General features: G+C 63.1%; 21 protein-coding genes. 11 read left to right on the plus strand and 10 right to left on the minus strand.

Features of this window, described 5'->3' with window-relative positions; translation table 11 throughout:
• Positions 1-16 precede the first annotated feature (16 nt).
• Complete coding sequence (locus tag H6851_00730) at positions 17-1,135, minus strand: hypothetical protein (GenBank protein ID MCB9942132.1); 1,119 nt, start codon at positions 1,133-1,135, stop codon at positions 17-19.
• Between the two features lie 276 nt (positions 1,136-1,411).
• On the opposite strand from H6851_00730, the gene phaC reads away from it, so the two are divergent.
• The 3 genes from phaC (at position 1,412) to H6851_00745 (ending at position 5,941) form a co-directional block, all read left to right on the plus strand.
• Entirely contained in the window at positions 1,412-3,154 is a 1,743-nt protein-coding gene (phaC, locus tag H6851_00735) for a class I poly(R)-hydroxyalkanoic acid synthase (protein ID MCB9942133.1), read from the plus strand.
• 268 nt (positions 3,155-3,422) lie between these two features.
• On the plus strand, positions 3,423-5,024 hold the full coding sequence (locus H6851_00740) for a DUF839 domain-containing protein (protein MCB9942134.1): 1,602 nt from the start codon (positions 3,423-3,425) through the stop codon (positions 5,022-5,024).
• A 392-nt stretch (positions 5,025-5,416) separates the two neighbouring features.
• Positions 5,417-5,941, plus strand: coding sequence for an OsmC family protein (locus tag H6851_00745; GenBank protein MCB9942135.1), 525 nt, complete (start codon positions 5,417-5,419; stop codon positions 5,939-5,941).
• A gap of 33 nt (positions 5,942-5,974) precedes the next feature.
• Here H6851_00745 and H6851_00750 read toward each other — a convergent pair whose 3' ends face one another.
• The 3 genes from H6851_00750 to H6851_00760 are packed head-to-tail and all read right to left on the minus strand — an operon-like array spanning position 5,975 to position 8,510.
• Positions 5,975-7,324 (minus strand): HAMP domain-containing protein, encoded by a 1,350-nt coding sequence (locus H6851_00750; GenBank protein ID MCB9942136.1) that lies wholly within the window; start codon positions 7,322-7,324, stop codon positions 5,975-5,977.
• Between the two features lie 5 nt (positions 7,325-7,329).
• Positions 7,330-8,016 (minus strand): response regulator, encoded by a 687-nt coding sequence (locus H6851_00755; protein ID MCB9942137.1) that lies wholly within the window; start codon positions 8,014-8,016, stop codon positions 7,330-7,332.
• A gap of 2 nt (positions 8,017-8,018) precedes the next feature.
• A complete protein-coding gene (locus tag H6851_00760) occupies positions 8,019-8,510 on the minus strand; it encodes a MarR family transcriptional regulator (protein MCB9942138.1) in 492 nt (163 codons plus the stop codon).
• Between the two features lie 296 nt (positions 8,511-8,806).
• On the opposite strand from H6851_00760, the gene H6851_00765 reads away from it, so the two are divergent.
• Positions 8,807-9,673, plus strand: a complete 867-nt coding sequence (locus H6851_00765) for a branched-chain amino acid aminotransferase (protein ID MCB9942139.1) — start codon at positions 8,807-8,809, stop codon at positions 9,671-9,673.
• Positions 9,674-9,696: 23 nt separating this feature from the next.
• Positions 9,697-10,242: a TIGR00730 family Rossman fold protein gene (locus H6851_00770; protein ID MCB9942140.1), complete on the plus strand. Its 546-nt coding sequence runs from the start codon at positions 9,697-9,699 to the stop codon at positions 10,240-10,242.
• 176 nt (positions 10,243-10,418) lie between these two features.
• Here H6851_00770 and secB read toward each other — a convergent pair whose 3' ends face one another.
• The 3 genes from secB to H6851_00785 are packed head-to-tail and all read right to left on the minus strand — an operon-like array spanning position 10,419 to position 12,007.
• Complete coding sequence (secB, locus tag H6851_00775; protein MCB9942141.1) at positions 10,419-10,934, minus strand: protein-export chaperone SecB; 516 nt, start codon at positions 10,932-10,934, stop codon at positions 10,419-10,421.
• A 57-nt stretch (positions 10,935-10,991) separates the two neighbouring features.
• Positions 10,992-11,528 carry a histidine phosphatase family protein gene (locus tag H6851_00780; protein ID MCB9942142.1) on the minus strand — a complete coding sequence of 179 codons (537 nt, stop codon included), beginning with the start codon at positions 11,526-11,528 and terminating at the stop codon, positions 10,992-10,994.
• Positions 11,528-12,007 (minus strand): FxsA family protein, encoded by a 480-nt coding sequence (locus H6851_00785; GenBank protein ID MCB9942143.1) that lies wholly within the window; start codon positions 12,005-12,007, stop codon positions 11,528-11,530. Before H6851_00785 ends, H6851_00780 begins: the two co-directional genes overlap by 1 nt.
• 196 nt (positions 12,008-12,203) lie before the next feature.
• Between H6851_00785 and H6851_00790 the strand changes: the two genes are divergently transcribed.
• From H6851_00790 to H6851_00815, 6 genes are read left to right on the plus strand one after another with little or no spacing between them, the layout of a single operon-like run.
• The gene (locus H6851_00790; protein ID MCB9942144.1) at positions 12,204-12,884 is read left to right on the plus strand and encodes a Tim44 domain-containing protein; all 681 of its coding nucleotides are present in this window, start codon (positions 12,204-12,206) and stop codon (positions 12,882-12,884) included.
• A complete protein-coding gene (locus H6851_00795; protein MCB9942145.1) occupies positions 12,793-14,058 on the plus strand; it encodes a murein transglycosylase A in 1,266 nt (421 codons plus the stop codon). The genes H6851_00790 and H6851_00795 overlap by 92 nt, the downstream gene beginning before the upstream one ends.
• Positions 14,059-14,100: 42 nt before the next feature.
• Positions 14,101-14,859: a (Fe-S)-binding protein gene (locus H6851_00800; protein ID MCB9942146.1), complete on the plus strand. Its 759-nt coding sequence runs from the start codon at positions 14,101-14,103 to the stop codon at positions 14,857-14,859.
• 4 nt (positions 14,860-14,863) lie between these two features.
• Complete coding sequence (locus H6851_00805) at positions 14,864-16,276, plus strand: iron-sulfur cluster-binding protein (protein ID MCB9942147.1); 1,413 nt, start codon at positions 14,864-14,866, stop codon at positions 16,274-16,276.
• Complete coding sequence (locus H6851_00810) at positions 16,273-16,953, plus strand: LUD domain-containing protein (protein MCB9942148.1); 681 nt, start codon at positions 16,273-16,275, stop codon at positions 16,951-16,953. The genes H6851_00805 and H6851_00810 overlap by 4 nt, the downstream gene beginning before the upstream one ends.
• 5 nt (positions 16,954-16,958) lie before the next feature.
• Positions 16,959-17,519, plus strand: coding sequence for a Smr/MutS family protein (locus tag H6851_00815; protein ID MCB9942149.1), 561 nt, complete (start codon positions 16,959-16,961; stop codon positions 17,517-17,519).
• 22 nt (positions 17,520-17,541) lie between these two features.
• On the opposite strand, the gene H6851_00820 is transcribed toward H6851_00815, so the two are convergent.
• From H6851_00820 to speB, 3 genes are read right to left on the minus strand one after another with little or no spacing between them, the layout of a single operon-like run.
• On the minus strand, positions 17,542-18,252 hold the full coding sequence (locus tag H6851_00820) for a CoA synthetase (protein MCB9942150.1): 711 nt from the start codon (positions 18,250-18,252) through the stop codon (positions 17,542-17,544).
• Positions 18,249-19,049: a CoA synthetase gene (locus tag H6851_00825; protein ID MCB9942151.1), complete on the minus strand. Its 801-nt coding sequence runs from the start codon at positions 19,047-19,049 to the stop codon at positions 18,249-18,251. The genes H6851_00820 and H6851_00825 overlap by 4 nt, the downstream gene beginning before the upstream one ends.
• Positions 19,036-20,025, minus strand: a complete 990-nt coding sequence (gene speB, locus H6851_00830; protein ID MCB9942152.1) for an agmatinase — start codon at positions 20,023-20,025, stop codon at positions 19,036-19,038. The genes H6851_00825 and speB overlap by 14 nt, the downstream gene beginning before the upstream one ends.
• Positions 20,026-20,155: the final 130 nt, after the last annotated feature.

The following is a 20,155-nucleotide window of genomic DNA, read 5'->3' on the forward strand; positions in this document are numbered from 1 at the left end:
ACGATGCATGGCTGATTTAGCCACCATTGGCCACGGGGTATACGACGACCTTCTCCCCTGATCCACCGGTTTCAATGTCGATCCAGTTCCCGGGGACGCCATTCTGGACAAGGCGCATGGCGACCGATCGTGCCCTGTCGAGCGCCAGCAGCTTCGGATCGCCCGAAGCGACGACTTTCGCGCCCTGCCCGGCCCTTTGCAGGCGTACCGCAAGACTGCGCAAGGCATCATTCTCCCGCGAATCGACAACGGAGCTGCCCACCGAAAAATCCACGGTGAGATATCTGGGCAAGGGGCGGTCGTCGAGAGGCGTCCCAAGGAACACCACGGGCAGGTCGGCATAGGCCGTTTCGGCGGCGTCCTCCGGACTTGCCGGCACTTTGCTCCCGGTCCCGGCATTCCCCGCGGATGGAACGGTGTCGGATGGGGGAGGAGTGGCGGCCGGGGCGGATGCCGCCGGTGGAACGTCTTCCCCTGGCGATGGCGTATCCGATGATGATGATGGAATTTCGGGCATGTTGCGGGCAGCATCGCCGGCGGCATCGCCCACCGGCAGCAGCCCCGCGACGCTGGTATCCTCGATAATCGCCGTGCCTCCATCCGGGGCGTCGCCGTTTCGCGGCGCCTCGATGGCCGGTTCCGCCCCCGGCAACGGCGAGGCGACCGCAGCCGCCTGCTCGCGTTCGAGCGTCCGCAGAAAATCGTTCAACGATCCGTCATCCTCGTCCTGCAGCATCGCATCCCGGACATAGGCGGCAGTCAGGTCGGTAGCCGGCCCGCTCTCGTCCTGCACCGGTTGGGCAGGAGGTGCCGGCACGGGAACAACCGGATCGGGAGGCATGCTGCGCAACCCGGCCTCGCGCTGCAATTTCTGGCCCGCATACCGCGCGTTCTCGCGATCGGCCACCAGACCCCTTTGGATCTCGCGCTCCTGACGCAGGTCATAGGTCAGATTGGGACGTTGCGGAACATCCTGCAGCCTTGGAAAGGCGACTTCATTGCCGTCGGCATCGACCGTCGAAGGCGCCTCCGGCCGATCCGGAAGCGACGGGTCGAAATCTCCGCATCCTGACAGGATAAGCAGCAGCACTGTGGCGGCACAAGCTCGAATGGATGGATTTCGTCCGTAATTCATGCAGCTGCGTCACTCATACATGCCTCACTGGCCCGCTGCGCGGTTGGCGGAGCAGGAGCGATCGGTTAAAGATCCGTCAGGCAGCTCATTGCTGCAAGTGCGAAGTGAACGTCCGATCCCGCGCAGTCCGTATCGACGCTCGCCTCGCCACCGATTTCACCGCCGGTACGCGGCAGCATCGATCGTCCGGGTATTGATGCCGGAAGAATAAGGGAAGTTTCCATGGACAAGCAACAGCAAGCCGCCGGATCGAACCCGGAACAACTGGTGGAGATCATGAGCGACATCGCCCAGCGGTCCCAGTCGATTGTCGAGGAGTTCGTCAATCGCCAGACCAGCGGCGACAACAAGGGGCCGAGCCCCGAACTGACCCAGCTCAGCGCCGCGTTCATGGAACTCACCGCACGGATGATGAGCAATCCGGCCGAGATGATGCGCGCCCAGTTCGGCCTGTGGCAGGACTACATGCGCCTGTGGCAGTCGACCGCCCAGCGGATGATGGGACAGGACCCCGATCCGGTGATCGCGCCCGACCGGGGCGACCGCCGCTTCAAGGATCCTGCCTGGAACGACAATCTCCTCTTCGACTTCATCAAGCAGTCCTACCTTCTGTCGTCGCGTTATGTTCTCGATGCGGCGACCAATGACGACCACGGGCTCGACGACAAGACCCAGCAGAAGGTGGAGTTCTACACCCGGCAGTTCGTGGATGCGCTCGCACCCTCGAATTTCGTCATGACCAACCCCGAAGTCCTGCGCAAGACCGTCGAGAGCCGCGGCGAGAACCTGCTCAAGGGCCTGCAGAACATGCTGGGCGACCTTGAGGCGGGCAAGGGCAAGCTCAAGATCAGCATGACGGACATGGACGCCTTCGAGGTCGGCAAGAACATCGCCACCACGCCCGGCAAGGTGGTCTATCAGAATGACCTGATCCAGCTCCTGCAATACGAGCCCGCCACCGAGCAGGTGAACATCCGCCCGCTGATGATCGTCCCGCCGTGGATCAACAAGTTCTACATCCTCGACCTGCAACCCAAGAACAGCTTCATCAAGTTCGCGGTCGACCAGGGCTTCACCGTGTTCGTGCTGTCGTGGGTCAATCCCGACGAGAAACTCGCCCACAAGACCTTCGAGGACTACATGTTCGAGGGGCCGCTGGCCGCTCTCGATGCCATCACGCAGGCCACCGGCGAAAAGGACGTCACGGCCATCGGATACTGCCTCGGCGGCACGCTGCTGGCCTCCACGCTGGCCTATATGAGCACGAAGAAGGACAACCGCATCAAGGCCGCGACCTTCTTCACCACCATGGTCGACTTTACCGATCCCGGCGAACTCGGCGTGTTCATCGACGAGGAGCAACTGGCCAGCATCGAGGAGATGATGACCAAGCGCGGCTATCTGGATGGCTCGGAGATGGCCACCACCTTCAACATGCTGCGTGCCAACGACCTGATCTGGTCGTTCGTGGTCAACAACTACCTGCTCGGCAAGGAGCCGTTCCCGTTCGACCTGCTCTACTGGAACTCCGACTCCACGCGCATGCCGGCAGCCATGCACAGCTTCTACCTGCGCCGCTTCTATCACGAGAACAAGCTGGCAGAGTCCGGCGGCATAGAACTCGGTGGCGTGCCCATCGACCTGACCAAGATCCGCACGCCGGTCTACTGGGTCTCGACCAAGGAAGACCATATCGCCCCCTGGAAGAGCACCTATGCCGCGACCCAGTTCTACAAGGGGCAGAAGCGTTTCGTGCTGGCCGGTTCGGGTCACATTGCAGGTGTCATCAACCCTCCCGCCTCGGGCAAGTACGGGTACTGGACCAATGCCGCCCTGCCCGCCGATCCCGACAGCTGGTACGAAACAGCCTCGCAGAAGGACGGCTCATGGTGGAACGACTGGGCCGAATGGAACCGGTCCAAGGCTGGCAAGATGGTTCCCGCGCGCAAGCCCGGCGACGGCGAGCTTCCGGTACTGGAAAATGCGCCGGGCAGCTATGTGGCCGCCAAGGTGTGCTGACCATCCGCTGCCGATCAGCTGGCATGGCCTGAACCACGGGAAATTTGCGTGTTACCAAACGGACGGGTCGACTGGCCCGTCCGTTTTTCATTCCATGAACCTGCTGTCTGCGCGGACAGCTGCCTGTCGCCGGAATTGCCATGCCGCATCGCCCGTGTCGTCATGGAACTGTCATGCCGGCACGCTAGATCGTCCCTCACTCACGGCGGGCGGGTGCCGCCCGCACGGTCGAGAGTCGACGCGTACCCATGACCTTCAGGACAGGCCCATGAAACGATATCAGATCCTTGCCGGCATTGCCCTCCTGGGCTCAACCGCCCTCGGCGGCCCGGCCGCGGCCGAACTGGCCCGTATCGCCAGCGTGCCGCTCGGAGCCGAAATCACCGGCCTGCACCTCACCGAGGCAGGTGATTTCTTCATGAACATCCAGCACCCCGCCACGGCGATCACTGGCCCCTATAACAAGGCCACCGTCGGTGTGTTCGCCGATGCCGATTTCAACGCCGTTCCGGAACAGCTTCAAGCATCGGCCGTACCGGACTCGGATTTCGAGAAGCAGACGGTCATGACATCCATCGGAACCTACCAGGTTCTGGCCCAGCAGGGTGATTTCGCCGATGCGATCCCCGACGGTCTCGGTGCCATCCTCACCGCCGGCGGCAAGATCATGAAGTCGTCGAACGATCCCGATTTCAACGGTTTCATTCCCATCGGCGACAACGAGGGCTATCTCTTCACCAACTGGGAAGACCAGCCCGGCGGCATGTCGCGCATGAAGCTGGTCAAGGGTGACGACGGCCGCATGACGGTCGATCCCGAGGACGTGCGCATGCTCGACTTCTCCAGCGTCAACGGTACGTGGATCAACTGCTTCGGTTCGGTGAGCCCGTGGAACACGCCGCTGACCTCCGAGGAGCTCTATTTCGACACCACCGAAAACTGGATCGATGCCTCGGCCGGCGAAGACTTCGAGGGTGCCGAGACGACCCGCACCTATCTCGGCGGGCCGAGCAACCCCTACGACTACGGTTACATCGTCGAGATCACCGATCCCGCCGGTGCCGCCACGCCGGTGAAGCACTACGCCATGGGCCGCTTCAGCCACGAGAACTCCGTGGTGATGCCCGACCGCAAGACCGCCTATCTGTCCGATGACGGGACCGACACCGTCTTCTTCAAGTTCGTCGCCGACAATGCGGGCGATCTGTCGGCGGGCACGCTCTATGCCGCCAAAGCCACCCAGAATGGCGAGAACGGCGGTTCATCGGCGGAGGTCGGCTTTACGATCGAGTGGGTGGAACTGGCCCATGCCAGCAACGACCAGATCGCTGCCTGGATCGGCGAATATGCGGGCAAGACCGCCGAGGACAGCACCGACGGTGCCGAGTACATCTCGGATGAGGATGTCGCCGCCTGGGCCGCTGGCGAGGCTGCCGACGACCGCGCCGCCTTCCTCGAAAGCCGCAAGGCCGCCGCCGCCAAAGGTGCCACCGCCGAGTGGCGCAAGATGGAAGGTATCATGGCCAACTTCAAGGCCATCGAGAATGGCAGCGCACCTTACCTCTACATGGCCATGTCCGAGATTTCCAAGGGCATGTCCGACGGCGAGGGTGACATCAACATCGCCGAGAACATGTGCGGTGCCGTCTACGAACTGTCGTTCGACGAGACTTACAACATCACCGGAATGACTCCGCTGGTGGCCGGTCACGGCTACGACAAGAACGAGGCGGCCAATCCCTGCCCCGTCGACTCGATCTCCAATCCCGACAATGTCGCCGTGCTCGATGATGGCCGCGTCATAATCGGTGAGGACACCGGCAATCACGAGAACAACACCCTGTGGCTGTTCACCAAGCCGCAATCCTGATTTGACCCAGGGCTGACGGGCGCAGCGTCAGAACCGCGCCCGTTCCTTTTGGCGGGCCCTGTGCCCGGGTGCGATCAGGTAACCCGTTTCAGGGTGCAGTTACATTCATGACCGAACAAATTACATTAATACGCCTAAGCGGATAAAATCGCTTGATTAAAATATTTCATAGAATATTGTTGATGTTACATACGTTCATAATTACAATCTTCATAGTCTTCATCTCAAGCAGCACCGTATCCGCAGCTGAGCCTGGCCAGATGAACAGACAATCCCCGATGAAGTCCTTGGCTATTCTCATTTTGCTCGATTGAGATATTGTCCATCCCGGCCGCCAGCGTCAAAATCATGGATGGCCGCAAATCAGTCCATGGCAGGGAGGAGCAAGCCCGATGTCAGACGATCTCAAGCGTATTATCAGTGAGACCGGGGCAGCGTTCCGCGCTGATGCCAGCGCCGCACAGGCTGTGTTCTCGTCATCGTCGCAATTGCAGGAAGGCCTGCGCTCGCAGGTTTCGATCCGCCAGCACGGTCTCGTGGTCGATGAACCACCAGCCCTGGGGGGCACCGATGCCGGTCCCAACCCGGTGGAACTGATCCTCGCGGCCCTCGGCACCTGTCAGGAAATCACCTATCGCGCCTTCGCGGCGGCACTGGGCATTCCGCTTGCGGGCGTGTCGGTGAAGCTCGATGGTGACATCGACCTGCGCGGCTTTTTCGCCGTCGATGATTCGATCCGCCCGGGCTATCAGAAAATCACCGGAACGGTCACGCTCGTCTCCGACGCGCCTGTCGAGAAACTGGAGATGCTCAAGGAGGCCGTTGATGGCCACTGTCCCGTGCTGGACATGCTCAGGAATCCGACACCGGTAGCGCTTTCCGCCCGGTTTCAGCAGCCCGCCGGGACAGCTGCCTGACGCCTGTTGTCTGCGGTCCGGCATTCCGTTCGTTCAGGCCGGCAGGCGGATGACGGCCATCGCCCCTCCGCGCGAGGAGCGGCCCAGCGTGAGGTCGCCGCCGTGTCCCAGGACGATGTCACGGGCAATCGTGAGGCCCAGACCGGTGCCGCCGCTGCCGGACTGACGCGATCCCTCGACCCGGAAAAACGGCTGGAAGGCCTGTTCCCAGAGCTCCTGCGGAATACCCGGCCCGTCATCCTCGATGGCCACCACCACCTCGCGCGGGAGGCGCTTGGCCGTGATGCGGATCCAGCGGCCATAGCGGGCAGCATTGTCCACCAGATTGGCGAGGCATCGGCGGAAGGCCAGTGGCCGCAATGGCAATTCGATCGTCGGGTCGGCGAGGATCTCGAACACCACATGCGACCGCTCCGCCCGGGCGCGCATGCTCTCCAGCAGCGGCAGCAACTGCTGTGGTTCGGTGGCCTCGCCCTCCTCGCCCCGGACAAAGGCCAGATAGGTCTCGACCAGGTCCATCATGTCGGCGACATCTTCCTTGAGGCCAACGACCATGCCTTCATCGCCGCCGATCATCTCCAGTTCGAGCTTCATGCGGGTAAGCGGCGTCTTGAGGTCGTGACTGATGGCCGCCAGCATCTCCATGCGCTGGCCGATATGGCGCAGGATGCGATGGCGCATGCTGTTGAAGGCCCGCGCGGCCTGGCGGATCTCGGCCGGGCCGCGAGGCTGGAAGTCACCGACGTCACGTCCCTTGCCGAAGCTCTCGACCGCCTGGGCGAGTTCCTTGATCGGCCCGGCCTGCAAGCGCAGGAAATAGACGGCGATGGCGATGAGGCCGATCGAGGCACCGATCATCCAGACCAGCAGCATGCTGGTCGTGGTGCTGGTGACGCGATTGCGCGGTGCAAGCACGCGCAGGAGCCCGTCGTCGAGCTGGACATACACCACCACGCGCGTGGGCATTTCCGAATGCAGATCGACCACGAACGGACGGTCAAGCCTGTCGGCGAAGGCATCGACGATCTTCTCGTCGATATGGGAGAAATCCTGCGACCTGATGCCGGCCGCAGCGATCGTCCGGTCGAGCTGGCCACCGGGCAGCAACGTAAAGGTGAGATCGCCGTGGCGACTGAAGCTGTCGAAAATCCGTTGCCGCTCGCCTTCGTCCTGTACCCCCTTCAACATCTCCACGGCCATCGCGACCTCGCCGGCGACACCGGTCGCCAGCCAGCGGGTCACCACGTCCCAATGGCGATTGTAGAAAATCACCGCCAGCACGATCTGCAGGGCCAGGATCGGCAGGACGACGATCATGAAGGAACGCCAGAACAGTGTTCTAGGTACTATGGTACGATTCAGGAAATCGCGCAGAGGTCCCATGACGGCTAGCGACCGGTACGCAGGACATAGCCTTCGCCACGCATCGTCAGGAGGTGACGAGGCTGACGCGGATCATCTTCGAGTTTGCGCCGCAGGCGTGCCATCTGCACGTCGACTGCCCGGTCCGAGCCGCTGATGCGGCTCAGGTCCGCCAGTTCGGTGCGCGAGAACGCATGTCCGGGCCGCGCCGCAAGCGCCTGCAACAACGACAGCTCCCCGCTCGTCAGGTGGATGGCCTCCTCCCCCCGACGCAACAGCCCCGTGGCGACATCGAAGCTGAATGCGCCGAATTCGACCCGTCCGGCCGGTGCAGGCGGCCTGGCACGGCGCAATATGGTCGAAATGCGCAGGATCAACTCGCGAGGTTCAAAGGGCTTGGCCAGATAATCGTCGGCCCCGGCTTCCAGCCCCTTGATGCGATCCTCGGTGCCGCCGCGAGCCGTCAGCAGAATGATCGGCAGGGCACTGGTGCGCCGGAGCTCTTGCGTGAGATCGATTCCGCTCTCGCCGGGCATCATCACATCGAGCACCATGATGTCGAAATCGAAATTGCGCAGCTTCGCCCGTGCTTCCCCGGCGTCTGCGGCCGTACTGACGATATGTCCCTGCCGGGTCAGGAACCGCTGGAGCAGACCGCGCAGCCGGTCATCGTCATCGACGACGATGATGTTTGCACCGCCTCCCTCGTCCACATTCACGATCCATTTTCCGCAGGACGCGGGGAACGCTGCGGCACGCTGCCGGCCATCCCCTGCAACACCTCCCGGAATCCTTCGACTGCGTTCACCCCGACCTTTCCGAACGCCTTCTTCAGTCGGCTCCGCTGGACAGCCACCGGGTGTTCGAGCGTTGCCATGGCCCTGTCGGTCAACCGGACCCGTCGCAGCCGGCGATCGCTCTCATCGACGACCACTTCCACCAGCGAGCGTGCGGCCAGGGATGCGACATGGCGCGACAGGCTCTGCTTGGTGATGCCGCTCACCTGGTGCAGTTCGGTCATCGAAAGCCCCGGGCGTCGAGACAACAGGAAAAGCAACGTGAAATCGTCAAGCTGCAGTCCCTCCCTGTCGAGCAGCGGACGGATCGCGGCCACGAGCCCCAGATGGGCCGAGGTCAGCAATTCCAGGCTCGTGTCGAGTTCCTCGTCGCGCAGGAACAGGGGATTGCGTGTTGCGGCCGAAGGCATCGGATCAGGTTTCCCGGCATCGCAACGGCGAAACGGGGCCGGCGCCCGTCACCATCCCGAAATCATCGGCAATTTGCAGAAAACTCAAGACGTGAAAGTTCGCAGGATTGCAGGCACCAACGGGCCGCAACCGACCGGCTGGTCTTCCATTTCGGCCCATGCGCCTGGCGTTTCCCGGCATCGCACTATTCCACTACCCGCCTCGTTGACTCATATGAGGTCGGGTGATAGCGACTGCAATCCTTGAAAATCACTCATCACACGGCGCTCCGCCGGTGCGTTCTGGATTGCACGACATGGCTGACCTCATACCCTACGATGCGCGGGATGGATATATCTGGTTCAATGGTGAAATGGTCGCCTGGCGGGACGCGCGGTTGCATGTGCTCAGCCACGGCCTGCATTATGGAAGCAGCGTGTTCGAGGGAGAGCGGGCCTATGCCGGCAAGGTGTTCAAGCTCACCGAACACAGCCAGAGATTGATCGACAGCGGGCGTATCCTCGGCTTCGAAGTCCCTTACAGTGCTGCCGAACTCGACGCCGCAACCAATGCTGTCATCGCGAGGAACGGGCTTTCCGACTGCTATGTCCGTCCCGTGGCCTGGCGCGGCTCCGAGCAGATGGGCGTATCGGCGCAGAAATCGCGCATCAACGTCGCCATCGCCGTATGGGAGTGGGGAGCCTATTACTCCGATCTGCGGCTGACCCGCGCCATCTACAACCGTCCGGCACCCGATACGGCACCGGTCCACAGCAAGGCCGCCGGCCTGTACATGATCTGCACCATCTGCAAGCACGATGCCGAGTCGAAGGGTTTCGGCGATGCGCTGATGCTGGATTATCGCGGTTACGTGGCGGAGAGCACCGGCGCGAACATCTTCCTCATCATCGATGGCAAGATCCACACGCCGTTGCCCGACTGCTTCCTCAACGGCATAACCCGGCGCACGGTGATCGACCTGGCGAAAGCGCGGGGGATCGAGGTCGTCGAACGACACATCAAGCCCGAGGAACTGGGCAATGCGCAGGAAATCTTCGTGACCGGCACGGCTGCCGAGGTGACGGCGGTGCGGGCCATCGACGATCTCACCTATCAGCTCGGACCGGTCACGCGGGATCTGATGGAGGACTTCCGCAAGCTCACGCGCGGCGAGAGCGCCTGATCCGCTCCGGTCGGGGAAAAGGGATGTTCTCGGTATGTGTCTTTTGCGGGTCGCGCTTCGGTCGCGACCCGGGCCATGAACGTGACGCGCGCGAACTCGGGCGCATGATCGGAGAACGGGGCTGGCGGCTGGTCTATGGCGGCGGCAGTGTCGGCCTCATGGGGGTTGTCGCCGACTCGGTCATGACTTCAGGTGGCAGTGTTCTCGGAATCATTCCCCAAAGGCTGATGCAGCGCGAGGTCGGCAAGGGCGACATCAGCGAACTGGTTGTCAGCCGGGGCATGTTCGACCGCAAGGAGCGGATGATCGCCGAATCGGACAGCTTCGTCGCAATGCCCGGCGGGCTTGGCACGCTCGACGAACTCTTCGAGGTACTCACACTCAAGCAGCTGGGCTACCACGACAAACCGATCCTGCTGCTGGACCGTGGCGGCTTCTGGTCACAGACGACAGCACTGGTCGACCACGTCATAGCGCAGGAATTTGCCGCTGCCGATGCGGCATCGCTGATGGAATGCATCGACGATGTTCCAGGCATCATCCGCCGTCTCGGAAACATCAACGCCTGATCCCGGTCCCGTCGAGGGCAAGGCCGGCCCGGCGAAACCTTCTTGGTCCGCCGGACCGCCCGCTACCGGCCCTAGTGCACCGATCCAGACGGATCATACTGATCTGTCTGGATAAATTGATGCAAAAACAAGGAACTAGTGCTCGGGTGAATGAACGAAGTGAATGCGTCTGAGCACTAGTTGACCTGCGAACTGCCGTTGCCACCGGCTTGTGCTGCCGCTTCCTGTGCCGCCATGAGACGGCGGCGGAAGAGCGCGACGAAGTCGATCGGATCGATCATCAGCGGCGGGAAGCCGCCATCACGGGTCACATCCGCAATGATCCGGCGCGCGAAGGGGAACAGCATTCGCGGGCATTCGATCATCAGCAACGGCTGCAGGCTATCCTGCGGGATATTTGCCAACCGGAAAATGCCGCCATAGTGAAGCTCGACCAGGAACACGTTCTCGTTGCTGGCCTTGGCGTCGACATTGACCTCCAGCAATACCTCGAACTGCTCGGCGTTGAGCTGCTGCGCCCGGACATCGACGCGGATCTGGATTTCCGGTCGTGCGTCCTGCTGCTGGAGACCGAACGGTGCCTTCGGATTCTCGAAGGACAGGTCCTTGGCGTATTGGGTAACGATAGAGATGCTCGGTGCAGCCTGCGACTCGGCACCCGTTGCGGCGCCTTCGTTGCTCTCGGTTGTCATTGTCGTCTCCTTGACATGTATGGACCTTGTATTCCGTCATCGATCCGGGGGCGTCACTCAGCGGTTTCCCGCCGTGCTGGACGCAACCCGGACAATGGCAGCATTGTCGACCGACTGCCCGGTAGCCGCGAGGATGAATCCCCAATGACAGACAACGAGGATATGATCGCGGTCGGCCAATGTTTCCGTGCGCCGCAGGAACGTCCCGGCGCGCTGTTCGATGGATCGGACGCTCTCGATCCGCGCACCCCACCAGCGATCGGCCAGGGCCGAAAAGTCGAGATCCGGCCAGGCCCGCTGGAGTTCGTCGCGGGAGGTGCCCTGATCGCAACTGAACGCACAGCGCTCTCGTACCAGCGCCTCGACCTCGATGTCGACTCCGAGCTTTGCGGCGATGATCGATGCCGTCTGCAGGGTCCGCCGATAGGGACTGGCGATGATCCGGCGAATGCCTTGCCTTTCCAGCCCTGCTGCCGCATCCATCGCCTGCTGCCTGCCACGAGCGGTCAGCTCCGGGTCCGGAATGCCGGCATCGATGCGCACGGCACCGAACGGCACGTTCCATTCCGATTCGCCATGACGGATGAGCAGCATCAGCGTTCCGGTCCCGACGGACGTCCCCAGTTGCCGCGCGGTGGCGGCATGTCCTCAGTGTCGACGACTTCCTCGTATTCGCCGTCGATCACATCGCCCCGCCGTGTCTGAGCGCTGCCGAAAGAGCGGCTCTGGATGTCGATGCGATCACGGAAGCGCGCGTAGACCATGCGCCGCAGTCCCGGCCACAGCAACAGGAATCCCATGGTGTCGGTGATGAAACCGGGCGTGAGCAACAACGCACCCGCGACAAGGAGACACAGCCCCGAGAATACCTCGAACACCGGCAGGGCACCTTCGGCCATCTGCCTTTGCACCGTCTGGATGAGGCCAAGTCCTTGCCGGCGAATGATGATGCTGCCGACCACGGCGGTGAGAATCACCATGGCGATCGTTGGCCAGAGCCCGATCAATCCCCCCACCTGAATGAAGGTCGCAACCTCGACGATGGGTACCGCGACAAGCAGAATAAAGAGAATGAATGCAGGTGACACGTTCCGACCCTGTTTGTTTTTCGCTGCTGGACCTTATATGATGATCAGGTTGGCTGATGTAACCTTCTGTCGAGGCATCGTCCAGCGGGCCTCCGGGAGACTTCCTTGATCGGGAGGAATCCTGCAGTTTGCAGGACGGCTCCAGCAGAGCGATAACCAGGACGTAACGTGACCAGGACCCATGTCTGATTCCTTCGCCTATATCGACATCATCTTCTTTGCCATGGTCGCCGCGTTCATCGCCTTGAGACTGCGCAGTGTGCTCGGCCGCAAGACGGGGAACGAGCAGCAGCGCACCGGCATCGGCTCGGCCAACAACCCTTCCGAGAGCGCGCCGGCCAATCCGGCCGATGTGCCGCCGCCCCTGCCCGACATTACCGAGGAAATCATCTCCGACATGGAGAACGAGACGCTCAGGAATGGTCTCGTCCAGTTGCGCAAGGTCGACCCGTCGTTCGATCTGCCGGGTTTCCTGGAAGGCGCAAAGGCTGCCTTTGCCATGATTCTGGAGGCGTATGCCCGTGGTGACCGGGACACACTCAAGCCCCTGCTGTCGGCCGACGTCTACGACAGTTTCGATTCCGTCATCACCCAACGCGACGTCGAAGGTCAGGACATGCAGTTCGAGCTGGTCTCCGTGCGCAAGGCGGATGTGCATGAGGTCAATCTCGTCGATGGTCACATGGCCCGGGTAACGGTGCGCTTCGATACCGACCAGATCAACGCGCTCAAGGATCGTGATGGCAACATTCTTGAGGGCGATCCGACGCATGTCGAGGAACTTACCGATCTCTGGACGTTCGAACGCGATACCAGCAGTACCGACCCCAACTGGACCCTTGTCGAGACCCGCGCTCCCTGACGCCCGGGTGAGCGCCGTTTCACGGTCGGTCATGGCGGCGGCGGTGGCGCTTTTGCTGGCGTCGTGTTCGGAAACCCGCGAGCCTGAACCGACCTCGCCGACGCTCGTGCCAGTATCCTTCGGTTCCATCGATGGCTGGAAGGCCGATGACCAGTGGCCGGCTCTTGCTGCCTTTCGTCGCAGCTGCGGTCGTATCGGCAAGGCCGATGGCAGCCGGGACTGGGGCATTGCCGGCAAGGTCTCTGCGTGGCAGGCAATCTGTGCCGACCTGCAATATTCTCAGGATGCGAGAACATTCTTCGAGAACCATTTCCAGGCCTACGAAGTTCACTGGGGTGACGAGGATACCGGTCTTTTCACCGGCTACTACGAGCCGCTGCTCCATGGCTCGCGGCAACCCGACGAGCATTTCAACGTGCCGCTGCATGCCCGCCCGCAGGATCTGGTGAGCGTGGATCTGGGGCGGTTCTCCGACGAGATGAAGGGCCACCGCATCGGCGGACGGGTCGTCAACGGCAAGCTCGAACCCTATGCCGACCGTGCCGCCATCGATGCCGGAGCGATCGACGATGTCGCCCGGCCGCTGCTCTGGGTCGACGATCCGATTGCCAAGTTCTTCCTTCAGATCCAGGGCTCGGGACAGGTCCGGCTGACCGACGGTTCGGTCGTTCGCGTGGGCTATGCCGATCAGAATGGCCGTCCCTATCGGGCCATCGGCCGGGACCTCATCGACATGGGCGCTCTCACTCGCGAGAATGTCTCGCTCCAGTCCATTCGCGACTGGCTTGAGGCCCATCCCGACCAGGCGAACGATATCATGCACAGGAATGCATCCTATGTATTCTTTCGCGAACTGGATGATCTCGCCGGTGAGAGCGGGCCTCTCGGAGCCAGCAACGTTCCGCTCGAACCTGGCCGCAGCCTCGCCGTCGACCGCAAGTTCTGGTCCATGGGCATGCCCGTCTGGCTCGATACCACGGCCCCCTATCCCGATGGCGAGCGGCCCTTTCGTCGCCTGATGATTGCCCAGGATACCGGGGGCGCGATCCGCGGCGCGATCCGCGGCGATGTTTTTTGGGGTGCTGGCGACTTGGCGGAATACGCTGCAGGCCATATGAAGGGCCGTGGCCGCATGCTGGTGCTGTTGCCGAAGTCTTCTGCACCCTCCAGTTGACCGACCGCTGGAACACGACCTCGCCGATCGAGAAGCCTTACCATGAGCCGTCCGCCAAAAGTCGCCCTGTTCGTGACCTGTCTCGTCGATCTCTTCCGGCCGAGCGTCGGCTTTGCCGCCCTTCGCCTGCTGGAGGAGGCCGGTTGTGACGTCGAGGTTCCCGAGGCCCAGACCTGTTGCGGCCAGCCTGCTTTCAATTCCGGCGATCGCAAGACGGCGCGCGATCTGGCCATGGCCATCCTCGACTCCTTTGCCGGCTATGACTATGTCGTTGCCCCGTCCGGCTCATGTGCGGGAATGCTGCGCAGGCATCTGGCCGAGCAGTTCGAGGAAGGAGACGCCAACCTCGCGCGTGCCCGCGAGCTGTCGCAGCGCTGTCACGAGCTCACCAGCTTTCTCGTCGATGTCATGGGCATGACCTCCGTGGCCGCCCGCGCCGAGATCGACGTCACCTATCATGACAGCTGCTCCGGCCTGCGCGAATTGGGTATCAAGGGCCAGCCCCGGCAATTGCTGCTGAGTGCCGGCGCCGATATCGTCGAGATGGACAACAGCGAAGTGTGCTGCGGCTTTGGCGGCACGTTCTGCGTGAAATATCCCGACCTCTCGACCCGCATGGTTTCCGACAAGATGGCCAATATCGAGATTTCAGGTGCCGACACGGTTGTGGCAGGCGACCTTGGCTGCCTGCTGAACATGGCTGGCCGGCTCAGGCGCGAGGGATCAAGCGTTCATGTTCGCCATGTGGCCGAACTGCTCGTCGGCGATCTCGACACGCCTGCCATCGGCGAGGGGAGCTGAGGCGATGCAGGCCAACAGCCTCGCGTTTGAAGCCAGCGCCAGCGAAGCGATGGCCAACGAGACGTTGCAGGGCTCCCTGCGGCTTCTCGAACAGGGATGGCAGAAGGGACGTGGCCGGGCTGCCGCGAACCTGCCCGAATTCGAGGAACTGCGCGACATCGCCCGCGACATCAAGAACCATACGCTGGCCCATCTCGACCTTTACCTCGAGGTTTTCGAGGAGCGTGTGATCGAGGCCGGCGGTCACGTCCATTGGGCCCGCGACGCCGAGGAGGCACGCGCGATCGTCCTTGGCATCTGCCGCGATGCCGGGGCTCAGTCGGTGACCAAGAGCAAGTCCATGATCGCCGAGGAAATCGGCCTCAACGAATTCATCGAGAGCAACGGTATCGAGCGGGTCGAGACCGACCTTGGCGAATACATCATCCAGCTTGCCAACGAGCCGCCCAGCCATCTCGTCGGCCCTGCCATCCACAAGAGCATGGACGATGTCCGCGACCTCTTCCAGCAACACCATGGCGGCGAGCGCATCGAGGCTCCGGCTGCCCTTGTCGGGGAAGCCCGCCGGATCCTGCGGCGGAAATATTTCGAGGCGGATATCGGCATCACCGGCGCCAATTTCCTCGTGGCCGAGACCGGCACGGCCATCACGGTCACCAACGAGGGCAATGCCGAGCTGACCCAGGGCCTGCCCGATACACAGATCGTGGTGACCAGCATCGAGAAGATGGTTCCACGACTGTTCGACGCCACCACGTTCCTGCGCCTGCTCGCACGGTCGGCAACCGGCCAGGAATTTTCCGCCTACACCACGCTGATGACCGGTCCGCGTCGGGCGGGCGATCTGGATGGCCCCAGGCATTTTCACGTCGTTCTTCTGGACAATGGCCGCAGTTCGATGCTCGGTACCGCATTCCAGGAGATGTTGCGTTGCATCCGCTGCGGTGCCTGCATGAATCACTGCCCGGTCTACCTCGCTGCGGGCGGTCACGCCTATGGCTGGGTGTATGTCGGTCCCATGGGTTCGGTGCTCACCCCGCAGTTCATCGGCATCGACAAGGGCTATCCGCTGCCCAATGCGTCCACCTTCTGCGGGCGCTGCGAATCGGTCTGTCCGGTGCGCATACCGCTGCCCAAGCTCATGCGTCACTGGCGCGAGGAACAGTTCGACCGGAAATTGATGCCGCCGCGCGCACGCATGGGGCTGGCCCTGTGGGCGTATGTCGCCCGAAGGCCGCGCCTCTACCGTCTGGCCACCGGCATCGTGGCGCGCGTGCTTGGCCTGCTGGGCCGGAGGGATGGCAGCTTTTCGAGCCTGCCGTTCGCCAGCGGCTGGACGCTGAGCCGCGACATGCCGGCACCTCAGGGGGCGACATTCATGAGCCGCTACAGGAAGCATCGCCGGAGGAAGACGTGAGCAGCGACAGCCGCTCGGTGGTGCTGGAGCGCATCCGCAAGAGCATCGGCCGCACGCCCGAGGAACTCGCCCGCGCCCGTGCCCGCGTCGCCGAACGGCTCGCCTCGATGGAGCCCAATCTCGTGCCCGCGCGCGGGCAGGGCGATGACGAGCACCGCATCCACCTTTTCACCACCATGGCCACCGGGGTTCAGGCCGAAGTGCAGCGCCTTCGCCACTGGCACGACATACCCTCGGCCACCACCGCGTGGCTGCGCCTCCACAACCTGCCGCAGAAGCTCGTGATGGCCAACGATGCCCGGCTGCTGCAGGCGGGCTGGGATCACCAGCCGCTCCTGCGGACCCACACCGGCACCGCCGAAAATGAAGACACGACCGGCCTCACCGTCGCCGAGAGCGGTGTCGCGGAGACCGGGACACTGTGCCTCGCCTCATCGCCTGAACACCCCACCCTGCTGGCTTTCCTTCCCGAAAACAGCATCGTGGCCGTGCCATCCTCCCGTATCCTTGCATCCTATGAAGACGCGCTCCGCCTCTATAGCGAGGAGCACGACAGTCCGCCGCGGTCGATCAACTTCATCACCGGCCCCTCGCGGACCGGCGACATCGGGCAGAAGCTGGAACTCGGAGCGCATGGGCCGAAACGGTTGCTGATCCTGCTTGTCGACGGGGACTGACACGGGTGCGGCGGCGACCACGTCAGCTCTCCGCGGAAGAAGAGCGCCTGTGGAACCATGCCGTGCGCGATACCACGCCGCTGCATCCGCAAAACCGGCGTCCCGCTGCGACAGGGACCGCGGCCTTGCCGGCGCTTCCGTCCGCTCAGGCATCGGCAGATCGTGCAGGGCCGGCACCGCCGGTCGTGTACCCTTCCCTCCCCCGGACACCGCGGCAGAGCCAGCAGCTCGATCTCAGCCGGCCTGTCGACATGGATCGCCGCAACTGGCAACGGCTCAAACGCGGCCAGATGGGCATCGATGCGAGACTTGACCTGCACGGCCTGTCCCAGGTCGAGGCCCATGACCGGCTGTCCGGGTTCATCATTGCCCAGCAGGCCCGTGGGTCGCGCTGCCTGCTGGTGATCACCGGCATGGGCGAGCGCAATGGCGGCATCCTGCGCAACATGACCCCGCGCTGGCTGGATACCGAGCCCAACCGTTCGCGCATCCTCGCCTACAGCACGGCCCATGTCAGGGACGGCGGACCGGGCGCGCTCTACGTGCTCCTCAAGCGGCGGCGCTGACGATCACGACAGGCGGCATCATCTACCCACGCAGGACCTCCTCGCTGAAGCGGGGATAGATTTCGGCGATCTCCTCCGCGATCCAGCCATTGATGTTGCCGAGCTCCTCGGCCGTGGGCCCGGGCGTCGTCGTCAGTTCGTCCGGCCGTTCGAGCGCAAAGCCCGTGGCTGCTGCAACATCGTCGAAGGTCTCGCCAGGGTGAAGGCTCACGAGCCGCAATCTTCCCCGTTCGCGGCGAAAGAGGCAGCGATTGGTGAGAAGCTCGCGCCCGTCCCTGCCCGGCGCGGTCACAAAGTCGACCCGCTCGACCAGCGTTCGCGGACTGTGGTCCGTGCGGAACAGGATCAGTCGTGGAATGAGGGATGCAAGATAGGGTGCGCCGAAATTGCCGATGAAACGGCGGCGCAGCGAGGGTGGCCTGCCCTCGTCACGGTGCGGGCCGAGCCCCAGAAGGTTGATGCCGGCTTCCGCGTCGATCTGCACGCCGGAAAAGAAGAAGGCATCGATCCGCCCCTGCGCGGCACAGTCGAACAGCTCCCGACCACCGTCGGTAAACCCCGTATGCCGTTCGGAACCGAGAATGGAGACGCGCATGGCCCCTTGCGAGCAATGCCGGGCCAGCAATGCGCCCGCCGCCGGGATCGGTGAGCTCGCTCCCACCGCCACATGCCTGCAACCCGCCAGCAGCCGGGCGATCGTTGCAATCATCAGGCGGGTCGTATCCGGTCTCATGCTTCGTCCAGCCATTGATCGAGAAAGGCGGCAAGTGTGGAGTTTTCGACCGCAGCCTCGACATAGGCTGCCACCCAGTCCGCGCGGGCGGCATAACATCCGAACAGCCCCGATGGTGCGGCACCCCTTTTGATGATTGCCGTTCGTTCGACATACAGGGCGGGGATCGTGCCGGCTGCCGCAAGCGGATCGGTGAGCAGCGAGGCTTCCCGACACTCCTCCACACTCGCCACCGTTCGCCGTGCCGCATGAGCCATCAGCATCAGCTCCCGCCGCACGCCGATCCAGACATTGCCGCTGGCATCGGCGATCGGCGCATGGAACAGCGCAACATCCGGGCGGATTGCCGGCACCAGCAGGACGGGCTCATCCGTGAACGGGTCGACGATCTCCTTCCAGTCATCGCGCATGGCGACGAGATCGGAACCGAGGATCCCGGCCATCGGCATGAAGGCAATGCCCTTTTCCGCGGCCTGCAATCCTGCGTGGATGACCGGACAGGTGGCCTCCCGCACGACAATGCGCCCTTCGCGATAGGCCCTGTCGAATGCCGGTGCCCGCCCCAGCTCGCCGAGGCCGATGGCCGCCGTCTCGATGGCCTCGACACATCCCGCAGCGATGAGCAGTTCGGCCTGGAGGCCCAGTTGCGGACATCCCACCAGCCTCAGGCCGCGGGCCTCGCGCCGGATGAGCTCCCGAACGACCGCCAGCGCGCAGCCGGAATAATCCGGGGCAAGGGCGACCAGGGAACCATCCTCGATGGCACAAGCCAGCCCGGCCGCATCAACGTTCCTCACCCGTGACCCTTTCCACCTTGTCGGCCAGTACGCAGAGCAGCTCGAACATGATGCTCACTCCCACCCACGCGGTGCCACCGGTCGGATCGAATGGCGGGCTGACCTCGACCAGGTCCGCCCCAACGAGATTGAGCCCCTGCAACTGGCGAACCATGCGCTGGGCATCGTGGGTTGTAAAGCCGCCGATCTCCGGGGTCCCCGTGCCGGGCGCCATGGACGGGTCGATGCCGTCGATGTCGAAGCTGACATAGGTGGGCTTGTCGCCGACGATCGAACGGGCCTCGGCCATGACGTCGTCGACCCCTCGATCGCTCAGTTCCTCGATCATGATGATCCGCACGCCCTGGCTACGGCCGAACGCGACATCTTCCATGTCGTAGGACGATCCCCGGATGCCGATCTGCACCACCCGTGCGGGATCGAGCAGTCCCTCCTCGATGGCCCGCCGGAACGGTGTCCCGTGAGTGTAGCGGAACCCGCCGAAATAGCTGTCGAACAGGTCCGTATGGGCATCGAAATGGATCATGCCGACGGGCTCACCCGCCACCAGGCCGCGCAGGATCGGAAGCGAGATGAGGTGATCGCCCCCGGCGCTCATGGGCAGGATGCCACGTACGCGCAACTTGTCGTAGAACCCCTGCACCCGTTCGAGCGTATCCTGCAGATCGGCGGGATTGACCGGCACATCGCCCATGTCGGCACAGCGTGCGATGTGAAACGGGCGGATGAGCGTCGCCTGATTGACCAGCCGGATCATGGTCGACAGGTCGCGCAACTGTCGCGGTCCATGGCGCGCACCGGGACGGTTGGTGGTGCCGCCATCCCAGGGAACGCCGACCAGACCGATCTGTACCTCGTCGGCCCTGTCCTCGTCGGGATCGACGACGGGCAGGCGCATGAAACTCGGCACGCCGGCAAATCGTGGCAGTTCCATGCCCGACAACGGCAGGTAACCGTGGTCCATCTCTACAGTCATGATGCTCGCCTCCAGCTTCGCGTTGTTTCACAGTTCAGATCTGTAACATGCCCGCCCGGAACCTCCTAGACAAGCGAGGTAGAAGGCGCGATATGGCAATTGGTTACTATTCGTTAACCATATAGTGTCA

Source organism: Geminicoccaceae bacterium (assembly GCA_020638465.1).
In the GTDB taxonomy this organism is placed as follows: Bacteria; Pseudomonadota; Alphaproteobacteria; order Geminicoccales; family Geminicoccaceae; genus JAGREO01.

Bases quoted from the DNA above. Each gene is read 5' to 3' on its own strand.
- H6851_00745 (MCB9942135.1), top strand. From the start codon at position 5,417: ATGTCAGACGATCTCAAGCGTATTATCAGTGAGACCGGGGCAGCGTTC.
- phaC (MCB9942133.1), top strand. From the start codon at position 1,412: ATGAGCGACATCGCCCAGCGGTCCCAGTCGATTGTCGAGGAGTTCGTC.
- H6851_00805 (MCB9942147.1), top strand. From the start codon at position 14,864: ATGCAGGCCAACAGCCTCGCGTTTGAAGCCAGCGCCAGCGAAGCGATG.
- H6851_00740 (MCB9942134.1), top strand. From the start codon at position 3,423: ATGAAACGATATCAGATCCTTGCCGGCATTGCCCTCCTGGGCTCAACC.
- H6851_00790 (MCB9942144.1), top strand. From the start codon at position 12,204: ATGTCTGATTCCTTCGCCTATATCGACATCATCTTCTTTGCCATGGTC.
- H6851_00800 (MCB9942146.1), top strand. From the start codon at position 14,101: ATGAGCCGTCCGCCAAAAGTCGCCCTGTTCGTGACCTGTCTCGTCGAT.
- H6851_00795 (MCB9942145.1), top strand. From the start codon at position 12,793: ATGTCGAGGAACTTACCGATCTCTGGACGTTCGAACGCGATACCAGCA.
- secB (MCB9942141.1), bottom strand. From the start codon at position 10,934: ATGACAACCGAGAGCAACGAAGGCGCCGCAACGGGTGCCGAGTCGCAG.
- speB (MCB9942152.1), bottom strand. From the start codon at position 20,025: ATGACTGTAGAGATGGACCACGGTTACCTGCCGTTGTCGGGCATGGAA.
- H6851_00770 (MCB9942140.1), top strand. From the start codon at position 9,697: ATGTTCTCGGTATGTGTCTTTTGCGGGTCGCGCTTCGGTCGCGACCCG.
- H6851_00750 (MCB9942136.1), bottom strand. From the start codon at position 7,324: ATGGGACCTCTGCGCGATTTCCTGAATCGTACCATAGTACCTAGAACA.
- H6851_00760 (MCB9942138.1), bottom strand. From the start codon at position 8,510: ATGCCTTCGGCCGCAACACGCAATCCCCTGTTCCTGCGCGACGAGGAA.
- H6851_00820 (MCB9942150.1), bottom strand. From the start codon at position 18,252: ATGAGACCGGATACGACCCGCCTGATGATTGCAACGATCGCCCGGCTG.
- H6851_00780 (MCB9942142.1), bottom strand. From the start codon at position 11,528: ATGCTGCTCATCCGTCATGGCGAATCGGAATGGAACGTGCCGTTCGGT.
- H6851_00730 (MCB9942132.1), bottom strand. From the start codon at position 1,135: ATGAATTACGGACGAAATCCATCCATTCGAGCTTGTGCCGCCACAGTG.
- H6851_00765 (MCB9942139.1), top strand. From the start codon at position 8,807: ATGGCTGACCTCATACCCTACGATGCGCGGGATGGATATATCTGGTTC.